Annotated in this window: 19 protein-coding genes; 14 read left to right on the top strand and 5 right to left on the bottom strand. The window is 39.5% G+C overall.

The annotated features are described in order from the left end of the window. Position 1: 1 nt before the first annotated feature. Positions 2-1,066 (top strand): lytic transglycosylase domain-containing protein, encoded by a 1,065-nt coding sequence (locus ACTIEV_RS05765; RefSeq protein WP_322195580.1) that lies wholly within the window; start codon positions 2-4, stop codon positions 1,064-1,066. 6 nt (positions 1,067-1,072) lie between these two features. Here the strand turns inward: ACTIEV_RS05765 and pabB are convergent, their stop codons facing one another. The 4 genes from pabB to ACTIEV_RS05785 form a co-directional block, all read right to left on the bottom strand. Beyond that, positions 1,073-2,305: an aminodeoxychorismate synthase component I gene (gene pabB / locus ACTIEV_RS05770; RefSeq protein ID WP_322195579.1), complete on the bottom strand. Its 1,233-nt coding sequence runs from the start codon at positions 2,303-2,305 to the stop codon at positions 1,073-1,075. A 67-nt stretch (positions 2,306-2,372) separates the two neighbouring features. Continuing rightward, on the bottom strand, positions 2,373-2,831 hold the full coding sequence (locus ACTIEV_RS05775; RefSeq protein WP_322195578.1) for a hypothetical protein: 459 nt from the start codon (positions 2,829-2,831) through the stop codon (positions 2,373-2,375). Between the two features lie 87 nt (positions 2,832-2,918). Next, on the bottom strand, positions 2,919-4,181 hold the full coding sequence (locus ACTIEV_RS05780) for an adenylosuccinate synthase (RefSeq protein ID WP_322195577.1): 1,263 nt from the start codon (positions 4,179-4,181) through the stop codon (positions 2,919-2,921). Positions 4,182-4,340: 159 nt separating this feature from the next. Beyond that, positions 4,341-6,599, bottom strand: coding sequence for a RelA/SpoT family protein (locus ACTIEV_RS05785; protein ID WP_322195576.1), 2,259 nt, complete (start codon positions 6,597-6,599; stop codon positions 4,341-4,343). A gap of 352 nt (positions 6,600-6,951) precedes the next feature. Between ACTIEV_RS05785 and ACTIEV_RS05790 the strand changes: the two genes are divergently transcribed. From ACTIEV_RS05790 to ACTIEV_RS05840, 11 genes are all read left to right on the top strand, one after another. After that, on the top strand, positions 6,952-8,769 hold the full coding sequence (locus ACTIEV_RS05790) for an ABC transporter ATP-binding protein (RefSeq protein ID WP_322195575.1): 1,818 nt from the start codon (positions 6,952-6,954) through the stop codon (positions 8,767-8,769). Position 8,770: 1 nt separating this feature from the next. Beyond that, positions 8,771-9,001, top strand: coding sequence for a hypothetical protein (locus ACTIEV_RS05795; protein WP_439516240.1), 231 nt, complete (start codon positions 8,771-8,773; stop codon positions 8,999-9,001). Between the two features lie 2 nt (positions 9,002-9,003). After that, the gene (locus ACTIEV_RS05800; RefSeq protein ID WP_322195574.1) at positions 9,004-9,498 is read left to right on the top strand and encodes a nucleotidyltransferase; all 495 of its coding nucleotides are present in this window, start codon (positions 9,004-9,006) and stop codon (positions 9,496-9,498) included. A gap of 80 nt (positions 9,499-9,578) precedes the next feature. Beyond that, entirely contained in the window at positions 9,579-10,667 is a 1,089-nt protein-coding gene (atpB, locus tag ACTIEV_RS05805) for a F0F1 ATP synthase subunit A (protein WP_322195573.1), read from the top strand. 38 nt (positions 10,668-10,705) lie between these two features. After that, a complete protein-coding gene (atpE, locus tag ACTIEV_RS05810; RefSeq protein WP_026768996.1) occupies positions 10,706-10,918 on the top strand; it encodes an ATP synthase F0 subunit C in 213 nt (70 codons plus the stop codon). 95 nt (positions 10,919-11,013) lie between these two features. Then, entirely contained in the window at positions 11,014-11,523 is a 510-nt protein-coding gene (gene atpF, locus ACTIEV_RS05815; RefSeq protein ID WP_322195572.1) for a F0F1 ATP synthase subunit B, read from the top strand. 123 nt (positions 11,524-11,646) lie between these two features. Further along, the gene (atpH, locus tag ACTIEV_RS05820; protein WP_322195571.1) at positions 11,647-12,210 is read left to right on the top strand and encodes an ATP synthase F1 subunit delta; all 564 of its coding nucleotides are present in this window, start codon (positions 11,647-11,649) and stop codon (positions 12,208-12,210) included. A 33-nt stretch (positions 12,211-12,243) separates the two neighbouring features. Continuing rightward, positions 12,244-13,821 (top strand): F0F1 ATP synthase subunit alpha, encoded by a 1,578-nt coding sequence (gene atpA, locus ACTIEV_RS05825; RefSeq protein ID WP_322195570.1) that lies wholly within the window; start codon positions 12,244-12,246, stop codon positions 13,819-13,821. Positions 13,822-14,027: 206 nt separating this feature from the next. After that, positions 14,028-14,597, top strand: a complete 570-nt coding sequence (locus tag ACTIEV_RS05830; protein WP_322195569.1) for a Crp/Fnr family transcriptional regulator — start codon at positions 14,028-14,030, stop codon at positions 14,595-14,597. An 83-nt stretch (positions 14,598-14,680) separates the two neighbouring features. Then, on the top strand, positions 14,681-15,028 hold the full coding sequence (locus ACTIEV_RS05835) for a YciI family protein (protein WP_322195568.1): 348 nt from the start codon (positions 14,681-14,683) through the stop codon (positions 15,026-15,028). A gap of 19 nt (positions 15,029-15,047) precedes the next feature. Beyond that, complete coding sequence (locus ACTIEV_RS05840) at positions 15,048-15,416, top strand: hypothetical protein (RefSeq protein ID WP_322195567.1); 369 nt, start codon at positions 15,048-15,050, stop codon at positions 15,414-15,416. Positions 15,417-15,462: 46 nt separating this feature from the next. Here the strand turns inward: ACTIEV_RS05840 and ACTIEV_RS05845 are convergent, their stop codons facing one another. Then, positions 15,463-16,305 carry a pirin family protein gene (locus ACTIEV_RS05845; RefSeq protein WP_322195565.1) on the bottom strand — a complete coding sequence of 281 codons (843 nt, stop codon included), beginning with the start codon at positions 16,303-16,305 and terminating at the stop codon, positions 15,463-15,465. Between the two features lie 132 nt (positions 16,306-16,437). On the opposite strand from ACTIEV_RS05845, the gene ACTIEV_RS05850 reads away from it, so the two are divergent. Beyond that, positions 16,438-16,761: a winged helix-turn-helix transcriptional regulator gene (locus tag ACTIEV_RS05850; RefSeq protein WP_322195564.1), complete on the top strand. Its 324-nt coding sequence runs from the start codon at positions 16,438-16,440 to the stop codon at positions 16,759-16,761. Positions 16,762-16,883: 122 nt separating this feature from the next. Then, the gene (locus tag ACTIEV_RS05855; protein ID WP_322195563.1) at positions 16,884-19,091 is read left to right on the top strand and encodes a TonB-dependent receptor; all 2,208 of its coding nucleotides are present in this window, start codon (positions 16,884-16,886) and stop codon (positions 19,089-19,091) included. Positions 19,092-19,127: the final 36 nt, after the last annotated feature.

Below are 19,127 nucleotides of genomic sequence, written 5' to 3' on the forward strand. Positions count from 1 at the left end.
CATGAAGTGGTTTGGTATCAGCATACAAAGTCATATCAGCACCAGCAAAGCATTGTTGGTCTGCTTTGCTTTTGTGGCAGGTTCACTGGGGATGATGTCTTTTAAAGCGGCTGGTATTGGTTCTGCATCAACAGACAGTGATTCTACCCTCAATGATAAAAGTGGGTTTAAAAGTTTGTTTACCGCTCAGCGTTTTGATGCTTCTAAACCCTATGAGGCGCAATTGAATCCGAGAGCTGTTGCATTTGTACAAGAATATGTTCGAAAAAATGGCGAGCATCTGGAGAAAATGAAAAGCTGGGGTAAGCCTTATTTCGATTTATATGATAACGTACTCACAGTTTATGGATTGCCTAAAGAAATGAAATACCTCAGTGTGATCGAGAGTCATCTCGGATCGAATGTGGTATCATGGGCAGGTGCGGCAGGTCCATGGCAGTTGATGCCTTATGAAGCCAAACGTTTTGGTTTACGTGTGGGTGCAGTAGATGAGCGATTGGATTATTACAAGAGCACACACGCAGCTGCAAAACTGATGCGCGAATTGTATGCTGAATTCAATGACTGGTTATTGGTGGTTGCGGCCTATAATGCAGGGGCAGGTCGTGTAAAACAAGCGATCAGAAAATCGGGTAGTAGAGAGTTCTGGGATTTGCAATACCATTTACCTGAAGAAACCAGAAATCATGTCAAAAAATTCATCGGGACTCATTATGCATTTGAGGGAAGCGGGGGTTGGACTACCATGACGGCTGCGGAGACAGAACAAAAGAAAGCAATTCTACAAAGTACAGAAACGGTTCAACTGACCACGGATGAACTGAATAATTCTACTGTGGTTGAAATAGCGGGTAGATACAATTCGCTGATTGTCTCCAATGCGCTTTTAATGAACTTGAATCAATTCAATCGTTGGAACCCGAATTTTGATAAAACTTTAGCGGAAGGAAAGAAGTATTCCATGCGCATACTCAAGGATAAGGAACAAGTGTTCCATGCTAAAAAGCAACAATTGTTGATGGAGTCTGTGAAATCATTATTGGAAAGTGCTTCTGCATCCAGATAATTGGGCTTATGCGCCTTCAAGCACTCTTCTAATGGCCGCAGCTTTTACCAGACATTCTTCATATTCCTTTTCCGGATCACTATAAAAAGTAATACCACCGCCAACCTGATAACCCAGGTACTGATTAGTGCTGTTATAAAGAATACTTCTGATCACTACATTAAAATCGAAATCACCGGTAGGACTGATATAGCCTACAGCACCCGAATATAAACCGCGTTTGCTTTGTTCATATTGCTCTATCAGTTCCATCACTCTTTTTTTAGGAGCACCTGTCATACTACCCATAGGGAAACAAGCTTTGATGATATCTGTAAACTGATAAGCAGGATCAAGGGCTCCTTCAACTGTAGAAATCATCTGATGTACTTGCGGAAAACTATAAATGCCAAATAATTCAGTGACTTGCACCGATCCTTGTTGACATACTTTGCTAAGATCATTCCGTACCAGATCTACCACCATTACATTTTCACTTTTGTCTTTCTCACTGTTCTGCAATTGCTCAATCAATTGTTGATCAGCTTCCGGATCGGATTGATTTCGTGGAATAGTGCCTTTGATAGGTTGTGATAATAAACGATCGCCTTTTTTCTGTAAAAAGCGTTCCGGACTGGCACAGAGCAGGTATTTATCTTCTAGTCGATAATAACATGCAAAAGGATTTGGTGAAACTTTTGTGAGTTGTTGATACAATGACAAAGGCTCAATCACTGTATCGGTAGCATAAAACTCCTGACAAAAATTGATCTCATAACAATCGCCTCTTTGTATATGCAGTTTAAGCTGCTCAATCGTTGCGATATATTTTTGTCTGGTCATTTTAGGCTGAACAGATACGCTAGGTTGCGGTACACTCAAAACAGCGGGAGTAGCTTTAATTGACTCATAAATACTTGACGCATCAGCATCATTGTATATTTCTATGAAAAGTGTTTGTTCTTTCAGGGAAAGAATGATTGCGGGAACAAAAAAGAAAAGATCGGGAAATTGAATACCATCCGTATGTATAGAACGAAGCTGTTCAATTTGATTTTTGATGTCGTATCCCAGATGACCAAAGATCCATTTGGTTTTATGGGTATGGATAAAATCATCCAAGGTATTCAGAGAAGCATCAGAAGGCAATGCGGCAGTTACACCACAGGCAACCATACATTCCACTACTGATGCGGAACTTTGGTATTGATGGTTGTCCAGAAAACAACAAATGTTGAACTGATTAGCCCAGTTCAACATTTGTTGTTTGGTTTCTATACTATCTGTTATAGAAAAGGAATAAATGATAGATCGTTATTTAGGCCGATTAAAAATCATCATCGTCATCATCGTCAAATCCACCTGCTTTATCATCAAATAGGTCGAATTCTTTGAAGTCTTCATCTAAGCTAAAATCATCATCATCGCCCTTCTTTTTTGCGCCGCCGGATGCTTTTTTCCCTTTGCTTTTGGGAATATCAAATTCATCGAAGTCGGGATCCCAGTCATCGTCTTCATCTTCTGGTTTTTCCCAATCGTCTGAATCTTCATCTAATTCGTCATCATCATCGTCGTCGTCATCAGATTTTGATTTCTTAGACGAAGATTTAGATGCAGTTTTTTTGGAAGGAGCTTTGAGATCCATCTCATCATCATCATCTTCCAAATCATCATCATCGTCTTCCATTTGCTTTTTGCTTTTTGGAGACGGTTTCTCATCAGCATTTTTAGGTGCTGCTTTCTTAAGGGTGGAGGATTTTTTATCCTTATCAGATCTTGCTGCCATATTTCCAATAAGATTAACTGCGTAAAATTTCAACGCAAATTCTGATTAACCAAAAAAATTTTTTTGTTACAAATGCGATGCCACAAACTAAATGGCTACAATCTGTTCTCTGCCCGGTCCGTTTGAAACGTATTTAACAGGCGCACCAACATATTTGTTGATGAAATCGATATAAGTTGTCATGGTTTCAGGCAAGGAACCGGCAACTTTGATGCTGGTACTGTCTATTTTCCATCCGGAAAAACTTTTCCAAACAGGGTCAATATCCACTCCCGACATCTGAAAAGGAACTTCAGTATGCTCCTGACCATTGATTTTATAAGCGGTACAAACGTTCAGCGTATCAAAACTATCTAATACATCCGCTTTAGTCATGATGAGCTGTGTTACACCATTGATCATGCAAGCAAACTTTAAAGCAACCAGATCAATCCAGCCGCAACGACGTGGACGTCCGGTAGTGGCGCCAAATTCGCTACCAATTCTTCTTAACTCTTCTCCGGTTGCATCATTCAGCTCTGTTGGGAAGGGACCGCCACCAACACGGGTACAATAAGCTTTGGTGACACCCAATACTTCATTGATTTGTTTTGGAGAAACCCCCAATCCGGTACACACACCCGCAGAAATGGTATTCGAAGAAGTAACGAAAGGGAATGTTCCGAAGTCGATATCCAACATACTTCCTTGTGCGCCCTCTGCCAGTACTTTTTTACCCTCTGCCAAACTTTTATTGATAAAATATTCGCAGTTGATAATATTCAATGTTCTCAAAAACTCAATCGCTTCAAAGAACTCCTGCTCTGATGCAGAAATATCTTCGCTGAAATTGAAATTATTTAATAAAGTCTGGTGTTTAGCACGCAGCTCTTTGTATTGAGCATCAAAAGACGGACTCAAAATATCGCCTACTCTCAGTGCATTTCTTCCTGTCTTATCCATATAAGCAGGTCCGATGCCTTTCAAAGTGGATCCAATTTTTGCATCACCTTTTTGTAATTCAGATGCTTTATCCAAAGCACGATGTGTAGGAACGATCAGATTGGTTCTTTGTGAGATAAATAAGTTCTTACGTACGTCAATACCATATGCAGCTACTGCATCACACTCACGCTTCAAGGTTACAGGATCAAGCACCACACCATTACCAATAACATTAACGATGTGTTGATGAAAAATACCGGAAGGTATCTGATGCAACACCATTTTTTGTCCATTCACGTATAAGGTATGTCCTGCATTCGGACCGCCCTGAAAACGGGCAATGATATCATATTTGGGTGCGAAATAATCAACGATCTTTCCCTTACCCTCATCACCCCACTGTAAACCCAGTAAAACGTCCACCATAAGTTTGCTTTGAATCGCGGCAAAAATAGGAGATAGTTTGGGGTTTTGGGAAGAATATTTTTGGGAGGATAAAGTTCACAGTTGTTAGTTGACAGTTGACAGAAATAAGAAAGACTGGTTTTCCTGTCAACTGTCAACTAACAACTATCAACCCTCTCATCACTTCTCATTTTCCGTATCAAATCGATCCACTCTTTGGATACCATTGAGTGATTTAAGTCTTTCAACCAATTCTTCCAATTCCTCTTTATCGTGTACAAATATTTTGATCGTTCCTTCAAATAAGCCCTCACTGGATTCAATGGTCAAGCCTGCAATATTAATCCGAAGGTCGCCGCTAATGACGTTGGTGATTTTATTGACCACGCCCACATCATCCAACCCAATGATTTTGAGTCCGGTAAGGAATGAGATTTCTTTGTTCTTAGCCCACTTGGTTTTTACAACCCTATGGCCATAATTCGCGAGTAATTGTGCTGCATTTGGACAACCGGTTCGATGTATAATTAACCCTTTACCGGTGCTAACAAAACCAAACACATCATCTCCAGGTATAGGATTACAGCATTTAGCGAGGGTGTACATGATCTTATCACTGCTTTCCCCGAAAATGATGAGCTCAGATTCTTTTTTACTATATGTTTTTTGTACCGGATCCGTAATGATTTCCTGGATCACAGGTTTGGGTTTGGGGATTTCTATTTTATCGCCCAATACCTGGAAGTCTTTCAGCTCTTTTAGATCGAGAACCTTGGTAGCGATTCTATAATGCAGATCCAGTGATGAAGGAAGTTTATAAAATTGAACCAGTTCTTCAATATTGTATTGGCTATATGCTGCACCCATGCTTTCCAGTTTTCTTTGGAGCAGGTATTTACCATCTTCCGCTACTTTTCGTTTTTCTTCTCTTAAAGCATCTTTGATTTTATTTCTCGCCTTCGCCGTTACTACAAAGCCCAGCCAGTCTTCGGATGGTTTTTGTTTATTACTGGTAATGATCTCAATCTGGTCACCACTTCTTAATTTATGGCTGATAGGCACCAGTTTATGATGTACTTTGGCACCAATACATTTACTACCGATGGCTGAGTGAATAGAGAAAGCGAAATCCAACGCCGTACTTCCCATCGGCAACATTTTCACTTCACCTTTTGGAGTATACACATAAATTTCTTCGGCTAGAAAAGATGTTTTGAAATCCTGTAAGAAGTCGACTCCTTCTGTATCCTGTGTACTCAATACTTCCCTGATCTGACCAAACCATTTATCAAATCTGTCTTCCTCATTATTACCTTCTTTGTATTTGTAATGGGCTGCCAAACCTTTTTCTGCAATCTCATTCATACGCTTGGTACGAATTTGTACTTCTACCCATTTACCTTGAGGTCCCATTACAGTCGTATGTAAAGCTTCATAACCATTGCTTTTGGGATTGCTCAACCAATCACGTAAACGTTCAGGCGAAGGCATGTATTCATCCGTGATCATGGAATAGACTTTCCAGCAATCCTCTTTTTCTTTTTCAGTAGGTGAGTCCAGTATTACACGAATAGCGAACAAATCATATACTTCCTCAAAAGCAACGCCCTTCTTTTTGATCTTGTTCCAAATAGAATGAATACTTTTTGGGCGACCATAAATTTCAAAATTGAAATTGGCGGCCTGCATTTTTTCTTTTATGGGACGAATAAACTCATTGATGTAACGGGTTCTTTCGCGTTTGGTTTCTGCAAGTTTTTTAGCAATATCCCGATAGGCTTCCGGCTCCATGTATTTCATGGACAGGTCTTCCAACTCGGTCTTGATATTGTACAATCCCATCCGGTGTGCCAATGGAGCATACACCCAAACCGTTTCTGATGCGATCTTCAACTGTTTTTCGCGTTTCATATGATCCAGCGTACGCATATTGTGTAAGCGGTCTGCCAGTTTGATCAGGATCACACGCGGATCATCAGTAAGTGTTAAAAGGATTTTCTTAAAATTCTCAGCCTGTTGAGAAGTATTGGTATCCATTACGGTGGAGATCTTGGTCAGACCATCCACAATTCTTGCGATCTCTGTTCCGAATTCACGTTCGATATCTTCCAGCGATATATCTGTGTCTTCAACCGTATCATGTAGCAAAGCACAAATGGTACTTCTTACCCCTAGTCCGATTTCTTCCACACAAATCATGGCAACGGCTATGGGATGAAGAATATAGGGTTCGCCACTTTTTCTTCGCATGGTTTTATGCGCATCGGCGGCCATTTGAAAAGCATGACGTACCAATTCCTTATCGCCTTTCTTTAGCTTTGATTTCAAGCTTCTCAAAAGGGCGCGGTAATGCCTTAATATTTCATTTTTTTCCTGATCTGGGTTCAGGTTATAACGAGGTAACACCACCTCCGCAGTCGTATCTTTCGCTTGCTCCATATCTGACTACGAATATACGAATAGTCGATGGCTTATGGTCCATAGCAAATGGCTTATTGTTCATGGCTTATGGTAGGGAAAATGGGATGTGTGTAGTCGATCGTCCATGGTCAATAGTCCACAGCGTATAGTCCATGGTCCATAGCATATGGTAGGAAAATGGGAATGTACAAGCGTCGCTTGTATTCATATAAGTAAAGAATAAAGTATTTATTACAGGACATGGACTATCGACTATACGCCATGAACCATACGCCATGGACTATGGACCATCGACCATGGACTGTGATTCCCAAAAATTACAGCATCGGTAAACACTGCCAAGCCTTTGTTGTTACCTTTGGCAACTGTCATGACTGAAACGAGTAAAAAAAAGGTATTTGATTTTTCCTTACTAGGCAGGGTATTCCATTTTGTGAGGCCTTATAGAGGAATGTTCTATCTCAGTTTGATTTTGGCTGTGGTAATGGCTTTATTTGCACCCATCAGACCCTATCTGATTCAGTTAACGGTGGATACGGCAACCGGTAAGTCTGTGCAGATTCCCGGATGGCTTGAAACGGTTCTGTTCAATACCGATCTCTCGGATGCCAGTCGATTTATTATTTCGGTAACGCTTTTTCAGATCGTATTCCTGGTAGTGGAAACATCGATCCGATTCATTTTCAGCTTTATTACTGCATCCATGGGACAACATGTGGTAAAGGATATGCGTATTGCGGTGTATAAAAAGATACTTGGGTTAAATCTTCGTCAGTTCGACAAAACTCCTATCGGTACGCTTACCACCAGAACCATTGATGATATAGAACGCATCAATGATATTTTTTCAGATGGTCTTATTCCGATCATAGCAGATTTGCTTACCATCATCATCACACTGGCAACGATGTTTTGGATGGATTGGCGGTTGACATTGATTAGTCTGGCACCCTTTCCAATCATGATCATTGCTACTTATTATTTTAAAGAAAGTGTAAACAAAAGTTTTATCAAGGTTAGAAATGCGGTCGCTAGTTTGAATGCTTTTGTTCAAGAGCATATTACGGGAATGCAAGTAGTGCAAGCTTTTGCTGCGGAAGAGCGGGAGATGCATAAATTTAAAAAAATCAATGCAGAACATCGGAATGCCAATATCAAAGCCATTTTTGCGTATTCTGTTTTTTTCCCAATTGTGGAAGTAGTACTTGCTTTAAGCACCGGATTACTCGTATGGTGGATCGCTGGAAAATCATTGGATGCAGGATTGTTAATGGCATTCATTTTATACCTGAATCAGATATTTCGTCCATTACGTGTGATTGCAGATAAGTTTAATGTCTTGCAAATGGGGATGGTAGCTGCTGAAAGAGTGTTCAAAGTATTAGACAATAGTGATGAATTGAGTGTAAAAGATCATGGTAATTTTCAGCCAACTCATATTAAAGGGGATATTGATTTTGAACAAGTATCATTTGCTTATGTAGATGGAAACTTTGTGTTGAAAAATATCAGCTTCCAAGTGAAAGCCGGTGAAACGGTAGCGTTGGTTGGGCATACCGGTAGTGGCAAAACATCTATTATCAGTTTACTGAATAGATTATATCATATCCAAAAAGGAGTGATCAGAATTGATGGGGTAAATATCAATGACTATGATATTGACCGTTTAAGAAAAAGCATGGGTGTGGTTTTGCAAGATGTGTTTCTTTTTTCCGGTTCTGTAATGGATAATATTACACTTCGCGATCCATCTATTCATAAAGAGCAAGTGGTAGAAGCTGCAAAGCTGATAGGCGTGCATGATTTCATTATGCAATTGCCCGGTGGATATGATTACAATGTGATGGAAAGAGGCAGCACGTTGAGTTTGGGACAAAGACAATTGCTTTCCTTTATCAGAGCTTTGTTATACAATCCCTCTATTTTGATATTGGATGAAGCCACATCTTCCATTGATACGGAAAGTGAAATGCTGATTGAAAAAGCCATCGATAAACTCATCTCAGGCAGAACGTCTATCGTGATTGCTCACAGACTTTCTACTATACGCAAAGCAGATAAAATTATCGTGTTGGATAAGGGTGAGATTAAAGAGATCGGCAGTCATGATGAACTCTTGCTCATGGGCGGATTTTATGCTAAATTGCATGAGATGCAGTTTGAAAAAAAGAAGACTGCATTGGTATAAAATGGCAGATCATTCTTCTCAAAATATGATTCCCCAAAATGAATCTTCAAAAGTAGAAGAGTCGCACTATTCATACGGACCTTCAGAAGAAGAGCAACAATTATTGCGCGCTCTTAAGAGAACTCATACGGAAAGGTTTAAAGTGATGACCAAACTCATTAAAATGAATTTGATGTTCAGTAAAGCAAAAATTAGTCATCAGCCAATCAATGATACTGACCAACCTAAATAATTATGGATGTATTTGACGAAGATTTATTAGAATTCTGGTCGTCTTTGAATGAGGCGGGTGTTCTTTACATCATGATTGGTGGAGTGGCTACCAATTTGCACGGCTTTCAGCGAACTACAGATGACATTGATGTTTGGATTAAAGATACCCCGGAAAACCGTTTGAATTTTCGAAAAGCCATGAAAAAATACAGTCAGGTCGATTATTTCATGTTGGAAACACTTCAGATTATACCCGGTTGGACTCATTTTAACCTAAATAACGGTTTTCGGCTGGATTTAATGGTAGATGTGAAAGGGTTGGAAGGTTTTGGATTTGATGAATGTCTGGCCAAAGCTTCTATTGCTGAAATTAACGATATAAAAGTGCCTTTTTTACACATCAACCACCTGATGGAGTCTAAAAAAGCCGCTAACAGACCTAAGGATCAGGTGGATTTGATTTACCTTGAAAAAATCAAAAACTTATTGAAAAATGACCCTAAAGATCAAGGTTGATTTTTTTCTTTGTTTTCCGGCTTAGACTTTCCTTTTTCACCCCCTTTACCCCTATCTTTGCCGCAAATTTCGAGACAGGTATGGCCCGCATGAGTGTAAAATCTTTACTGGTAGCGACTTTCAGCCTTTTCACATTGCTGTTTTCTACTTTTTCATATGCCAATGAAACGCCTCAATCTGCAGCTGCAGGTCATGGTGAAGGCGAGTTTAATGTAACCGAAACCATTCTCGAGCACATTAAAGACGACCACAGCTGGCATTTATGGGGTCATACAACTCTTCCTCTGCCTGTTATCCTTTATTCTGATAAGGGCTTAGAGGTATTTTCATCAGCAAAACTGATGGACGAACATCATGAGCCTGCGATGTACGCTGGTCGTTATAATTATAAAACCATCGAGGGTAAGATCAAAGTGGTGAATGCGGATGGTTCTATAGACGAAGCCGCTTCTGCCAAAGTGTGGGATTTTTCTATCACCAAGAACGTGGCTTCACTTTTCGTTTCAATTCTGATTTTGTTATTGGTATTCTTGACTGTTGGTGGTGCTTATCGTAAAAGAGGTGTAAAGTCTGCGCCTAAAGGATTGCAGTCATTCATGGAGCCCATCGTTTTATTTGTACGCGATGAAGTGGCGAAACCCAATATCGGTCACAAGTATGCGAAATACATGCCTTTCTTGTTGACCATTTTCTTCCTGATCCTGATCAACAACTTTTTAGGTTTGATTCCATTCTTCCCGGGTGGTGCGAATGTGAGTGGAAATATTGCCTTCACAATGACTTTGGCTGTATTCGTATTCATCGTCGTAAACCTGAATGGTAATAAAAGTTATTGGGAGCATATTTTCTGGATGCCGGGTATGCACTGGAGCATGAAATTGTTCTTAGCACCTATTGAATTGATTGGTGTATTCACCAAACCCATTTCATTGATGATCCGATTGTTTGCGAATATTACTGCGGGTCACATTCTTGTATTGAGCTTAATCTGCCTGATCTTCATATTTAAAACCGTGTTTGCATCTGCTATTGCGGTTCCTTTTGCAGTGTTCATTGGATTGATTGAATTGCTTGTGGCATTCCTGCAGGCATACATCTTTACCATGTTGAGCGCTATGTATATTGGAATGGCTACAGAAGAGCATCACCATGAAGCAGCGCATCATTAATAAAAACTTTTTTTCACTCACAATTAAAACATAAAACAATGGTAGTAGGAAGTGTTGCCGCAATCGGCGCTGGTTTAGCTGCTATCGGTGCCGGAATCGGTATCGGTCAGATCGGTAAAGGTGCAGTAGAAGGTATTGCACGTCAGCCGGAAGCTGCTAACGATATCCGTGCAAACATGATCGTTGCTGCGGCTTTCGTGGAAGCGGTTGCCCTGTTTGCGGTGGTAGTTGCCCTGTTGGGTAACGGATAATCCGTTCAACTTTTTATACGGACCCCATGCAAAGGGCGGAAGGGTCCGTATAACTTTCAAAGAAAGAAATTTCAAACGCTGTATAAACATAGTTTATGTTATTAGAGATCAACCCGCTGGTATTACCTGATATCGGATTAGTATTTTGGAATACAATTGCATTCATCGTTTTATTCTTTGTATTGCGTGCTTTCGCATGGAAACCTATGCTGAAAGCAATTCATGATCGTGAACAAGGAATTGAAGATGCTTTGAGCAAAGCCGATAAAATGAAGGCTGATATCGCTGCTATGCAGAGTGAAAACGAAGCATTACTGGCAAAAGCCCGTGAAGAAAGAGCACAGATGATCAAAGAAGCAAAAGAAACTGCTGATAAAATGGTTGCTGATGCTAAAGAGAAAGCGAAGAACGAATACGATAGAATTGTTGCTGATGCTCAAGTGGCTATCAATCAGCAAAAAAATGCTGCTTTAACGGATGTTAAGAATCAAGTGGGTTCTTTAGTGGTTGAAGTAGCAGAAAAAGTATTACGTAAAGAACTTGCTAACAAAGCTGATCAGGAAAACTATATCAAGCAGTTGGCGGAAGGAGTGAAGCTGAATTAAAACCAATTTGAAAATGTGGTTATTTGAAAATTTGAAAATGAGGAAAAGACTTCATTTTAACTTTCAAATCTCCAAAATGCCATTTTCAAATTTTCAAATTCTCAAATTTTCAAATTAAAATACATGCAGAATCCACGTTTAGCAGGAAGATACGCTAAGAGCCTGGTTGACCTCGCAACAGAGAAAGGTCAGCTGGAAACGGTGTACGCAGATATGAAGTACCTGCAGGCTGTTTGTAAAAGCAGCAGAGATTTTGTAAACCTCCTGAAGAGTCCGGTTATTAAAGCAGATCAGAAGAATAGTATTATCAATAGCGTTACTAATGGTAAAGTGAGTGAGTTAACTGCAGCATTTAATACGCTATTGGTAAAAAAAGGACGTGAAGGAGATTTGTATGAGATCGCTAATGCATTCATTGATCAATACAATGAAATCAAAGGCATTCATAAAGTAGTATTAACTACTGCTGTGCCAGTAAGCGAAGAATTAAAAAAATCGATCGAGCAGAAAGTAAAAGCTGAGAAAAGCTTTGCCAATATAGAATTGGAAACCAAAACAGATGAAAGCCTGATCGGTGGATTTGTTTTGGAATTCAATAACAACTTGGTTGATGCAAGCATCTTGCGCGACCTAAAAGACATTAAAAAACAGTTCCTGCAGAATTTATACGTTCAGCAGTTACGATAATAACAAACACAATCATTATTAAAAGAATACAGTATGGTGGACATTAAACCCGATGAAATATCAGCGATACTGAGACAGCAGCTCAGCAATTTCAATGTATCTGCCGATTTAGAAGAAGTGGGTACCGTATTACAGGTGGGTGACGGTATCGCCCGTGTGTATGGCCTGAATGGCGTACGCAGTGGTGAACTGGTTGAATTTGAAAATGGCACCAAAGCCATCGCCCTAAATCTTGAAGAAGACAATGTGGGTGTGGTATTGATGGGAGAGAGTGGTGAAATCAAAGAAGGCGCCAAAGTAAAAAGAACCGGTAAAATCGCCTCTATCAAAGTAGGTGAAGGTGTGGTTGGTCGTGTGATCAATACCCTTGGTGAACCTATCGACGGTAAAGGTCCAATCACTGGCGATTTATATGAAATGCCTTTGGAGCGTAAAGCACCGGGTGTAATTTATCGTGAGCCGGTTAAAGAACCATTACAAACCGGTATCAAAGCGATTGATGCAATGATCCCTGTAGGTCGTGGTCAGCGTGAATTGGTAATTGGTGACCGTCAGACCGGTAAAACTGCCATCTGTATCGATACCATCATCAATCAGAAAGAATTTTACGATGCAGGTAAGCCTGTATATTGTATATATGTTGCGATCGGACAAAAAGCTTCTACCGTTGCAGGTGTAATGAAGACTTTGGCTGATAACGGAGCAATGGCTTATACTACTATCGTATCTGCATCTGCATCTGATCCGGCTCCTCAACAGTTCTATGCTCCATTCGCTGGTGCGGCTATTGGAGAGTTCTTCCGTGATACCGGTCGTCCTGCTTTGATCATTTATGATGATCTGTCTAAGCAAGCGGTTGCTTACCGTGAAGTTTCTCTGTTGTTGAGAAGACCTCCGGGACGTGAAGCGTATCCTGGTGACGTATTCTACTTGCATAGCCGTTTGTTAGAGCGTGCTGCAAAAGTGATCGCTAACGATGATGTTGCTAAAAACATGAACGATCTTCCTGAGTCTATCAAGCACCTTGTAAAAGGTGGTGGTTCATTGACTGCTTTGCCGATCATCGAAACACAAGCAGGTGACGTTTCTGCATATATTCCTACCAACGTAATTTCTATCACTGACGGACAGATCTTCTTGGAAGGTAACTTGTTCAACGCAGGTATCCGTCCGGCGATCAACGTAGGTATCTCTGTAAGCCGTGTGGGTGGTAATGCACAGATCAAATCCATGAAGAAAGTAGCAGGTACACTGAAACTGGATCAGGCACTTTATCGTGAGATGGAAGCCTTCTCTAAGTTCGGTGGTGATTTGGATGCTGCTACCAAACTGGTATTGGATAAAGGTGCTCGTAACGTAGAGATCCTGAAACAACCTCAGTACACTCCATTCTCTGTTGAAAAGCAGGTAGCGATCATCTACTTAGGTACACAAGGTTTGTTGCGTGAAGTAGCTGTGAAAAAAGTAAAAGACTTTGAAGCACACTTCCTCATGGAAATGGAAAACAAACTGCCGGATGTATTGGCTGAATTCAAAAAAGGTAATCTGCCTGAAGACGGTATCAACAAAATGGTTGAACTGGCGAAGAGCTTGATGCCTCAATACAAATAATTAGTCCTAAACTGTTATACAAGAGGCTGTATCAAAAGTCCGATACAGCCTCTTTTTATTCGGGTACCTGATGGAGAAAGTTTTCATTTAGGCGATTCTCAAAGCCTTCTTTTTACTTTTGAGACTTCCTCTTTTTTGTTCATTGGGTTGACAGCATTCTGTATTATTAGGTAACTTTCATTACGCATCTTTCAATCAGTAAACATATGCATCAGGTATTAGAACAACATATCAGAGCGAAACTTGGTACCGATACAGCGGGATTGGAAGAAGTAATCTCTTATTTCCAGCCACTGGAGTTGAAAAGAAATGATTACTTGTTAAGAGAAGGAGAGCTATGTAGGTCTTGTTATTTCATTGTAAATGGAGTTATTCAAGTATTCACCATCGATGCGGTTGGTAATGAAACAACAAGAGATTTTATTCTAGAAGAACACTGGTTGATGGAGATCAATAGTTTTTTGCAACAAGTACCCTCCAAGGAATTTTTTCGTGCAGCCGAACCTTCGCAGGTGTTATGCATCAGTCGAGAGCATTTTATGGATTTATCTGCACGGTTCCCTCAATTTGAAAAAATGTATAGACAAATACTCGAGCTTTCTTATGCTAACTCAGTATATCGTATCAATAGTTTTGTATCGATGGATGCATTGGAACGTTTGCGTTGGATGATGGATCATCAGCCTAAACTTTTCACTCGCTTATCTAGTAAAATGATCGCGTCTTATCTTGGTATCTCTCCTGAAACTTATACCAGATTAAAGGGCAAGTTGTAAAATATTGACATTTATCAAGAGCCATCCATATTAGCTTTTTCATTTTTGTGATGATCATTTTTCAAACTTAAATCATCATCATTATGAAAGAGTATCTGTTATTGTTCTACAATCAATCCGGTAACGGACAGTATATCAATTCACCGGAAGATATGCTCGAAGACATGCCCAAGTGGCAGCAATGGATCGGCAATATTGCGATGCAGGGAAAACTGGTATCGAGTAAGCCGATTGAATTCTATGGAACCATTGTTGATCAGAAAGGGATACAAAAAGGGTCTTTTATTCAGCAACAGATTTTATTGACCGGCTATCTGATCTGTAAGGCAGAAAGTATAGCGGAAGTAACAGACTGGTCAAAAAGCTGTCCCATTCTGAAATATGAAAAAGGATCAGTAGAAATTCGCCCAATCATGCCATTCGAAATATAAACCGCTAAATACACATCATATGCAAAAAGTATTGGCAACAGGTAAATGGCTGTTTGTTCTGTCGTTCCTGTTATATACCGGACTTCATTTCGGATTACCACAAGTGGGTGCTGATATGATACCCTCTTTTTTTCCCGGAAGACTTTTTTTGAATTATGCAACCGGCGTGCTGATCACCGCTTTTATTGTGAGTTGTTTAATCGGTAAATACGACCAGTTGGCTTCTTTACTGATGGCTTTGTATGTATTGTTGATGATCTTCCTGATTCATATTCCTAGGGCTGCGGAAAGCAGTAATGATATGTTGAATATTTTTAGGAATATCATGGTTATTGGAGCTTTGTTAATGTATGCGAAGGCATTTGCAAAAGATCGGTTTATTCAATAGTATTAGTTTTAAACAGAGCTGAGATTCATTTTCAGCTCTGTTTAATTTACTTCGTAGAATAAGTATCGAGGTGTCCCATGTTGCCCTCTGCATAACGTTTTCTTGTTTCTTGCATTTGAGCAGCAGTTGTCATTACAAAAGGACCTCCATAAATTATGTTTTCTTTGAGTGGAATACCTGTTCCAAACATAAATTCAAGTCCTTCTTTTCCCGCTGTTACTTCAATCGTATTTCCTTCTGTATCATAATTGATCAATCGTTGTTGGTTGATAATTTGTTGATCTGTAATACCCGTTCCTTTCAAGCCATACAAAAAAGCCATTTCCTGAGAAGGCAATTGCAGGGATTTTTCAGGCTGTAGAAATACGTGTAATAATGTGATATCAGTAACCATTTGATAGGAAGAAACTTTGTGGTTAAACTTTCCATGAATCAGACTTATGATCGCATCTTCTGATTGAACTTGAATGATCTCTGATGCGTTTGCGTGCATAGCTTTAGGATTTATCATGCGTTGATCTTCTTTATGATTGATCCATATTTGAAAGCCATGTGTTTCAACTCCTGTTTTTGATGGAAATTCATCATGATGAATGCCACTCCCTGCTTGGGTAATATGTAGACCTCCGGGTTCAATGGTACTGAAATCACCATTACTGTCACGATTGATAAAGCTTCCTTTGCTATCGGGCAACAGATAAGTCATGACTGAAATACCCGCATGTGGGTGAGGACCAAATACCGGTTGATCCATTGTAAACTCTGTGAATACAAGAAAAGGTTCAATGGCAAAATCCTTGGCCATGATATTCACACCGCGTAATCCGGGAAAGTCATTCGTAAAATTGAGTTGTGTGTTCTGTATCACTTTTTTGATAAGCTGTGCCATAGTCTAATGATTAAATTGGATCAATGTTTTTATCTGAATAACAAATATGATCCTATTACTTTACATTTGAAAGTAGTTACACCAGTGTACAGTACTAACACGAAGTAAAGCATAACTGAAAAACAAGAGATTATGGCAACGAAAAAAAATGTTAAGAAATTAAATGTTTGTCCTGTAAGAACTACACTGGAACTGATTGGAGGGAAATGGGCATTTGCTATACTTTATTCTCTCATGGATGGTACAAAAAGATTCAAGGAACTAGAAAGATCCATAGCAGGTATCAATACCCGCATGTTGGTGAAAGAGTTAAAAGCATTGGAAGCAAATGGTATTATACAGCGAACTGCTTACGCGACGGTTCCTCCGACCGTGGAATATACATTGACCCCTATGGGTAAGAACCTAAAACCGGTTTTTTCAGCCATTCAAAAATGGGCTTTAGAGCATCTCTGATCTGTTAATCATACTAAAAGCATTGATTATCAATCCATTATTTTTTTGATAAAAAAGTTCTTTTTATAATTTGGTTTATAAAATAAACTATTCTATGTTTGTCCTATCAAAACAACTGAGTAATGAAAAAATGGATAATAAGTTTGATCGTAACACTGTTGATCAGCGGGGTTCAGGCACAGATTAAGGTGACAGGTTCTGTGAAAGATCAAAAAGGTCGTATTCTAGCGGGAGCCAATATTGTTGTCAAAGGTTCTTATGATGGAACGGTTTCAGATTCTACCGGAAGCTTTTCTTTTAAAACCTATGAGAAGGGCAAACAATTCATTGTTGCCAGTAGCATCGGCAATAAAACAGTAGAGCAAGAAGTAAACATCGATTCTCTTCCTATTCGTATTGATTTTCTTTTGAAAGAAGAAATCAGCGAATTAAAAGCTGTAACTGTTACGGCGGGAAGTTTTGAAGCAGGTGATAAGAAAAGAGCAGCCACAGTTTTAAGTTCTTTAGATGTATATACCACAGGTGGGGCGAATGCAGATATTTCTGCAGTTGTAAAAACACTACCCGGTGCACAACAAGTAGGAGAACAGGAAGGATTATTTGTACGCGGCGGTGCCGGTTATGAAGCCAAACAATTTATTGATGGGACTTTAGTAAACAATCCATTTTTTGCGAGCGTACCTGATATTGCATCACGCGGACGTTTTGCACCGGCTTTGTTCAAAGGAACCGTATTTAGTACCGGGGGCTATTCAGCTTTATATGGACAAGCATTGTCTTCGGCATTGATCATGGAAAGTATTGATATCCCTGATCGTTCAGAAGTATCTGCTTCTATCTCATCAGTTTTTCTGGGTGCAGGTTTACAGAAAGTAGCAAAAAATAAAAAATCTTCTTGGGGTGGTAACTATGGTTATACCAACCTGCTTCCTTACTTCAGCATCGTAAAACAAAAACCCGATTATTTCCGTATGCCGGAGTTTCATACCGCTGATCTCAACTTCCGGATGAAAACCAAAAATGGTGGTATGATCAAATACTATGGAACTTTTGGAGCTAGTGATTTGGGTTTGCGTAGAGCAAATATTGATGAACCTAATTTAAAGAACGCTTTCGGTCTCAACAATATCAATGTATATAATAATTTAAGTTGGAGAGAGAATTTAGGAAATGGCTGGAAAATGAATCTGGGATTGGGTTACAGCACTGATTATAATGATATTGAACAACAGATTCAAAATCAGCAAAACCAAAAAATTACCACAGGACAACCCTGGATTGATAATAACAACTTTACCATCAAAACACGTTCAGATCTTTCACAAATCAAAGCAGTGTTTGATAAACGATTGAGTGGTATTAGTGTATTGAGAACAGGAGGTGAATACATGTATTTCTATAACAGCAGTACATTCAACAATCAAAAAGCAACATTACCTGATCATTTCAAAGCATTGTTTACAGAAGCCGATCTGTATATTACCAATGATCTGGCAGCCAAAGTAGGGGTACGATTTGAACATTCTTCTTTGATAAATAAAGCCAATATCGCTCCTCGTTTATCACTTGCCTATAAAACAGGAAAAGGAGCACAAATGAGTATTGCTTATGGTGAGTTCTATCAAAAGCCCGAAAATAATTTTCTCTATACTACTACAAATTTTGGTTATGCGAAAGCCACTCACTTTATTGCTAACTACATCAAAAATACAGCTTTACAAACTTTTCGTGTAGAAGCATTTTATAAAAAATATGATGAATTGGTAAAAACACATCCAGTGTTGAATAATGCCGGAGCCGGTGATGCCAAAGGGGTTGAATTATTTTGGAGAGATAAAAAAACAATCAAAGGATTGGATTACTGGGTCAGTTATTCTTATCTCGATACCAAACGTGATTTTCTCAATTATCCCAAACAATTACAACCCACATTCGCAGCCAATCATACAGCATCATTTGTGATGAAACGTTTTATCAGCAAGATCAATACAGGATTCAACTTCACGTATTCTTATGCTACCGGTCGCCCTTACTACAACTTGGTTCAGAGCGGAGCTCAGTATACCATAGCAGATCAGGGTAAAACGATCGATTATCACAATTTGGGTTTCAGTTTCAATTACCTCACTTCCTTAGGAAAAGCATATGCGGTATTTGTGGGTTCGGTTACCAACGTATTAAATAGCAAACAAATATTCGGTTATAACTATTCAAACAACGGACAAAGAAAAGAAGCCATCACACCCCCTGCTCCACAGTTCTTCTTCTTAGGTGTATTTCTGAGTTGGGGAGTGGATAGAAGGCAGGATGCAATAAATAATAATTTATAGGCTACAAGTTTCAAGCTACAGACCACAAAAAAAGTG

The organism is Sediminibacterium sp., from assembly GCF_051861365.1.
Taxonomy (GTDB): Bacteria; Bacteroidota; Bacteroidia; order Chitinophagales; family Chitinophagaceae; genus Sediminibacterium.

What these genes read in the sequence shown, in the direction of transcription:
- ACTIEV_RS05845 (WP_322195565.1), bottom strand. Translation starts at nt 16,305, where the DNA reads ATGGCACAGCTTATCAAAAAAGTGATACAGAACACACAACTCAATTTT.
- ACTIEV_RS05775 (WP_322195578.1), bottom strand. Translation starts at nt 2,831, where the DNA reads ATGGCAGCAAGATCTGATAAGGATAAAAAATCCTCCACCCTTAAGAAA.
- ACTIEV_RS05785 (WP_322195576.1), bottom strand. Translation starts at nt 6,599, where the DNA reads ATGGAGCAAGCGAAAGATACGACTGCGGAGGTGGTGTTACCTCGTTAT.
- ACTIEV_RS05840 (WP_322195567.1), top strand. Translation starts at nt 15,048, where the DNA reads ATGCAAAAAGTATTGGCAACAGGTAAATGGCTGTTTGTTCTGTCGTTC.
- ACTIEV_RS05850 (WP_322195564.1), top strand. Translation starts at nt 16,438, where the DNA reads ATGGCAACGAAAAAAAATGTTAAGAAATTAAATGTTTGTCCTGTAAGA.
- atpB (WP_322195573.1), top strand. Translation starts at nt 9,579, where the DNA reads ATGGCCCGCATGAGTGTAAAATCTTTACTGGTAGCGACTTTCAGCCTT.
- ACTIEV_RS05835 (WP_322195568.1), top strand. Translation starts at nt 14,681, where the DNA reads ATGAAAGAGTATCTGTTATTGTTCTACAATCAATCCGGTAACGGACAG.
- atpH (WP_322195571.1), top strand. Translation starts at nt 11,647, where the DNA reads ATGCAGAATCCACGTTTAGCAGGAAGATACGCTAAGAGCCTGGTTGAC.
- atpE (WP_026768996.1), top strand. Translation starts at nt 10,706, where the DNA reads ATGGTAGTAGGAAGTGTTGCCGCAATCGGCGCTGGTTTAGCTGCTATC.
- ACTIEV_RS05855 (WP_322195563.1), top strand. Translation starts at nt 16,884, where the DNA reads ATGAAAAAATGGATAATAAGTTTGATCGTAACACTGTTGATCAGCGGG.
- ACTIEV_RS05795 (WP_439516240.1), top strand. Translation starts at nt 8,771, where the DNA reads ATGGCAGATCATTCTTCTCAAAATATGATTCCCCAAAATGAATCTTCA.
- ACTIEV_RS05780 (WP_322195577.1), bottom strand. Translation starts at nt 4,181, where the DNA reads ATGGTGGACGTTTTACTGGGTTTACAGTGGGGTGATGAGGGTAAGGGA.
- ACTIEV_RS05790 (WP_322195575.1), top strand. Translation starts at nt 6,952, where the DNA reads ATGACTGAAACGAGTAAAAAAAAGGTATTTGATTTTTCCTTACTAGGC.
- ACTIEV_RS05765 (WP_322195580.1), top strand. Translation starts at nt 2, where the DNA reads ATGAAGTGGTTTGGTATCAGCATACAAAGTCATATCAGCACCAGCAAA.
- atpF (WP_322195572.1), top strand. Translation starts at nt 11,014, where the DNA reads ATGTTATTAGAGATCAACCCGCTGGTATTACCTGATATCGGATTAGTA.
- pabB (WP_322195579.1), bottom strand. Translation starts at nt 2,305, where the DNA reads ATGTTGAACTGGGCTAATCAGTTCAACATTTGTTGTTTTCTGGACAAC.
- ACTIEV_RS05830 (WP_322195569.1), top strand. Translation starts at nt 14,028, where the DNA reads ATGCATCAGGTATTAGAACAACATATCAGAGCGAAACTTGGTACCGAT.
- atpA (WP_322195570.1), top strand. Translation starts at nt 12,244, where the DNA reads ATGGTGGACATTAAACCCGATGAAATATCAGCGATACTGAGACAGCAG.
- ACTIEV_RS05800 (WP_322195574.1), top strand. Translation starts at nt 9,004, where the DNA reads ATGGATGTATTTGACGAAGATTTATTAGAATTCTGGTCGTCTTTGAAT.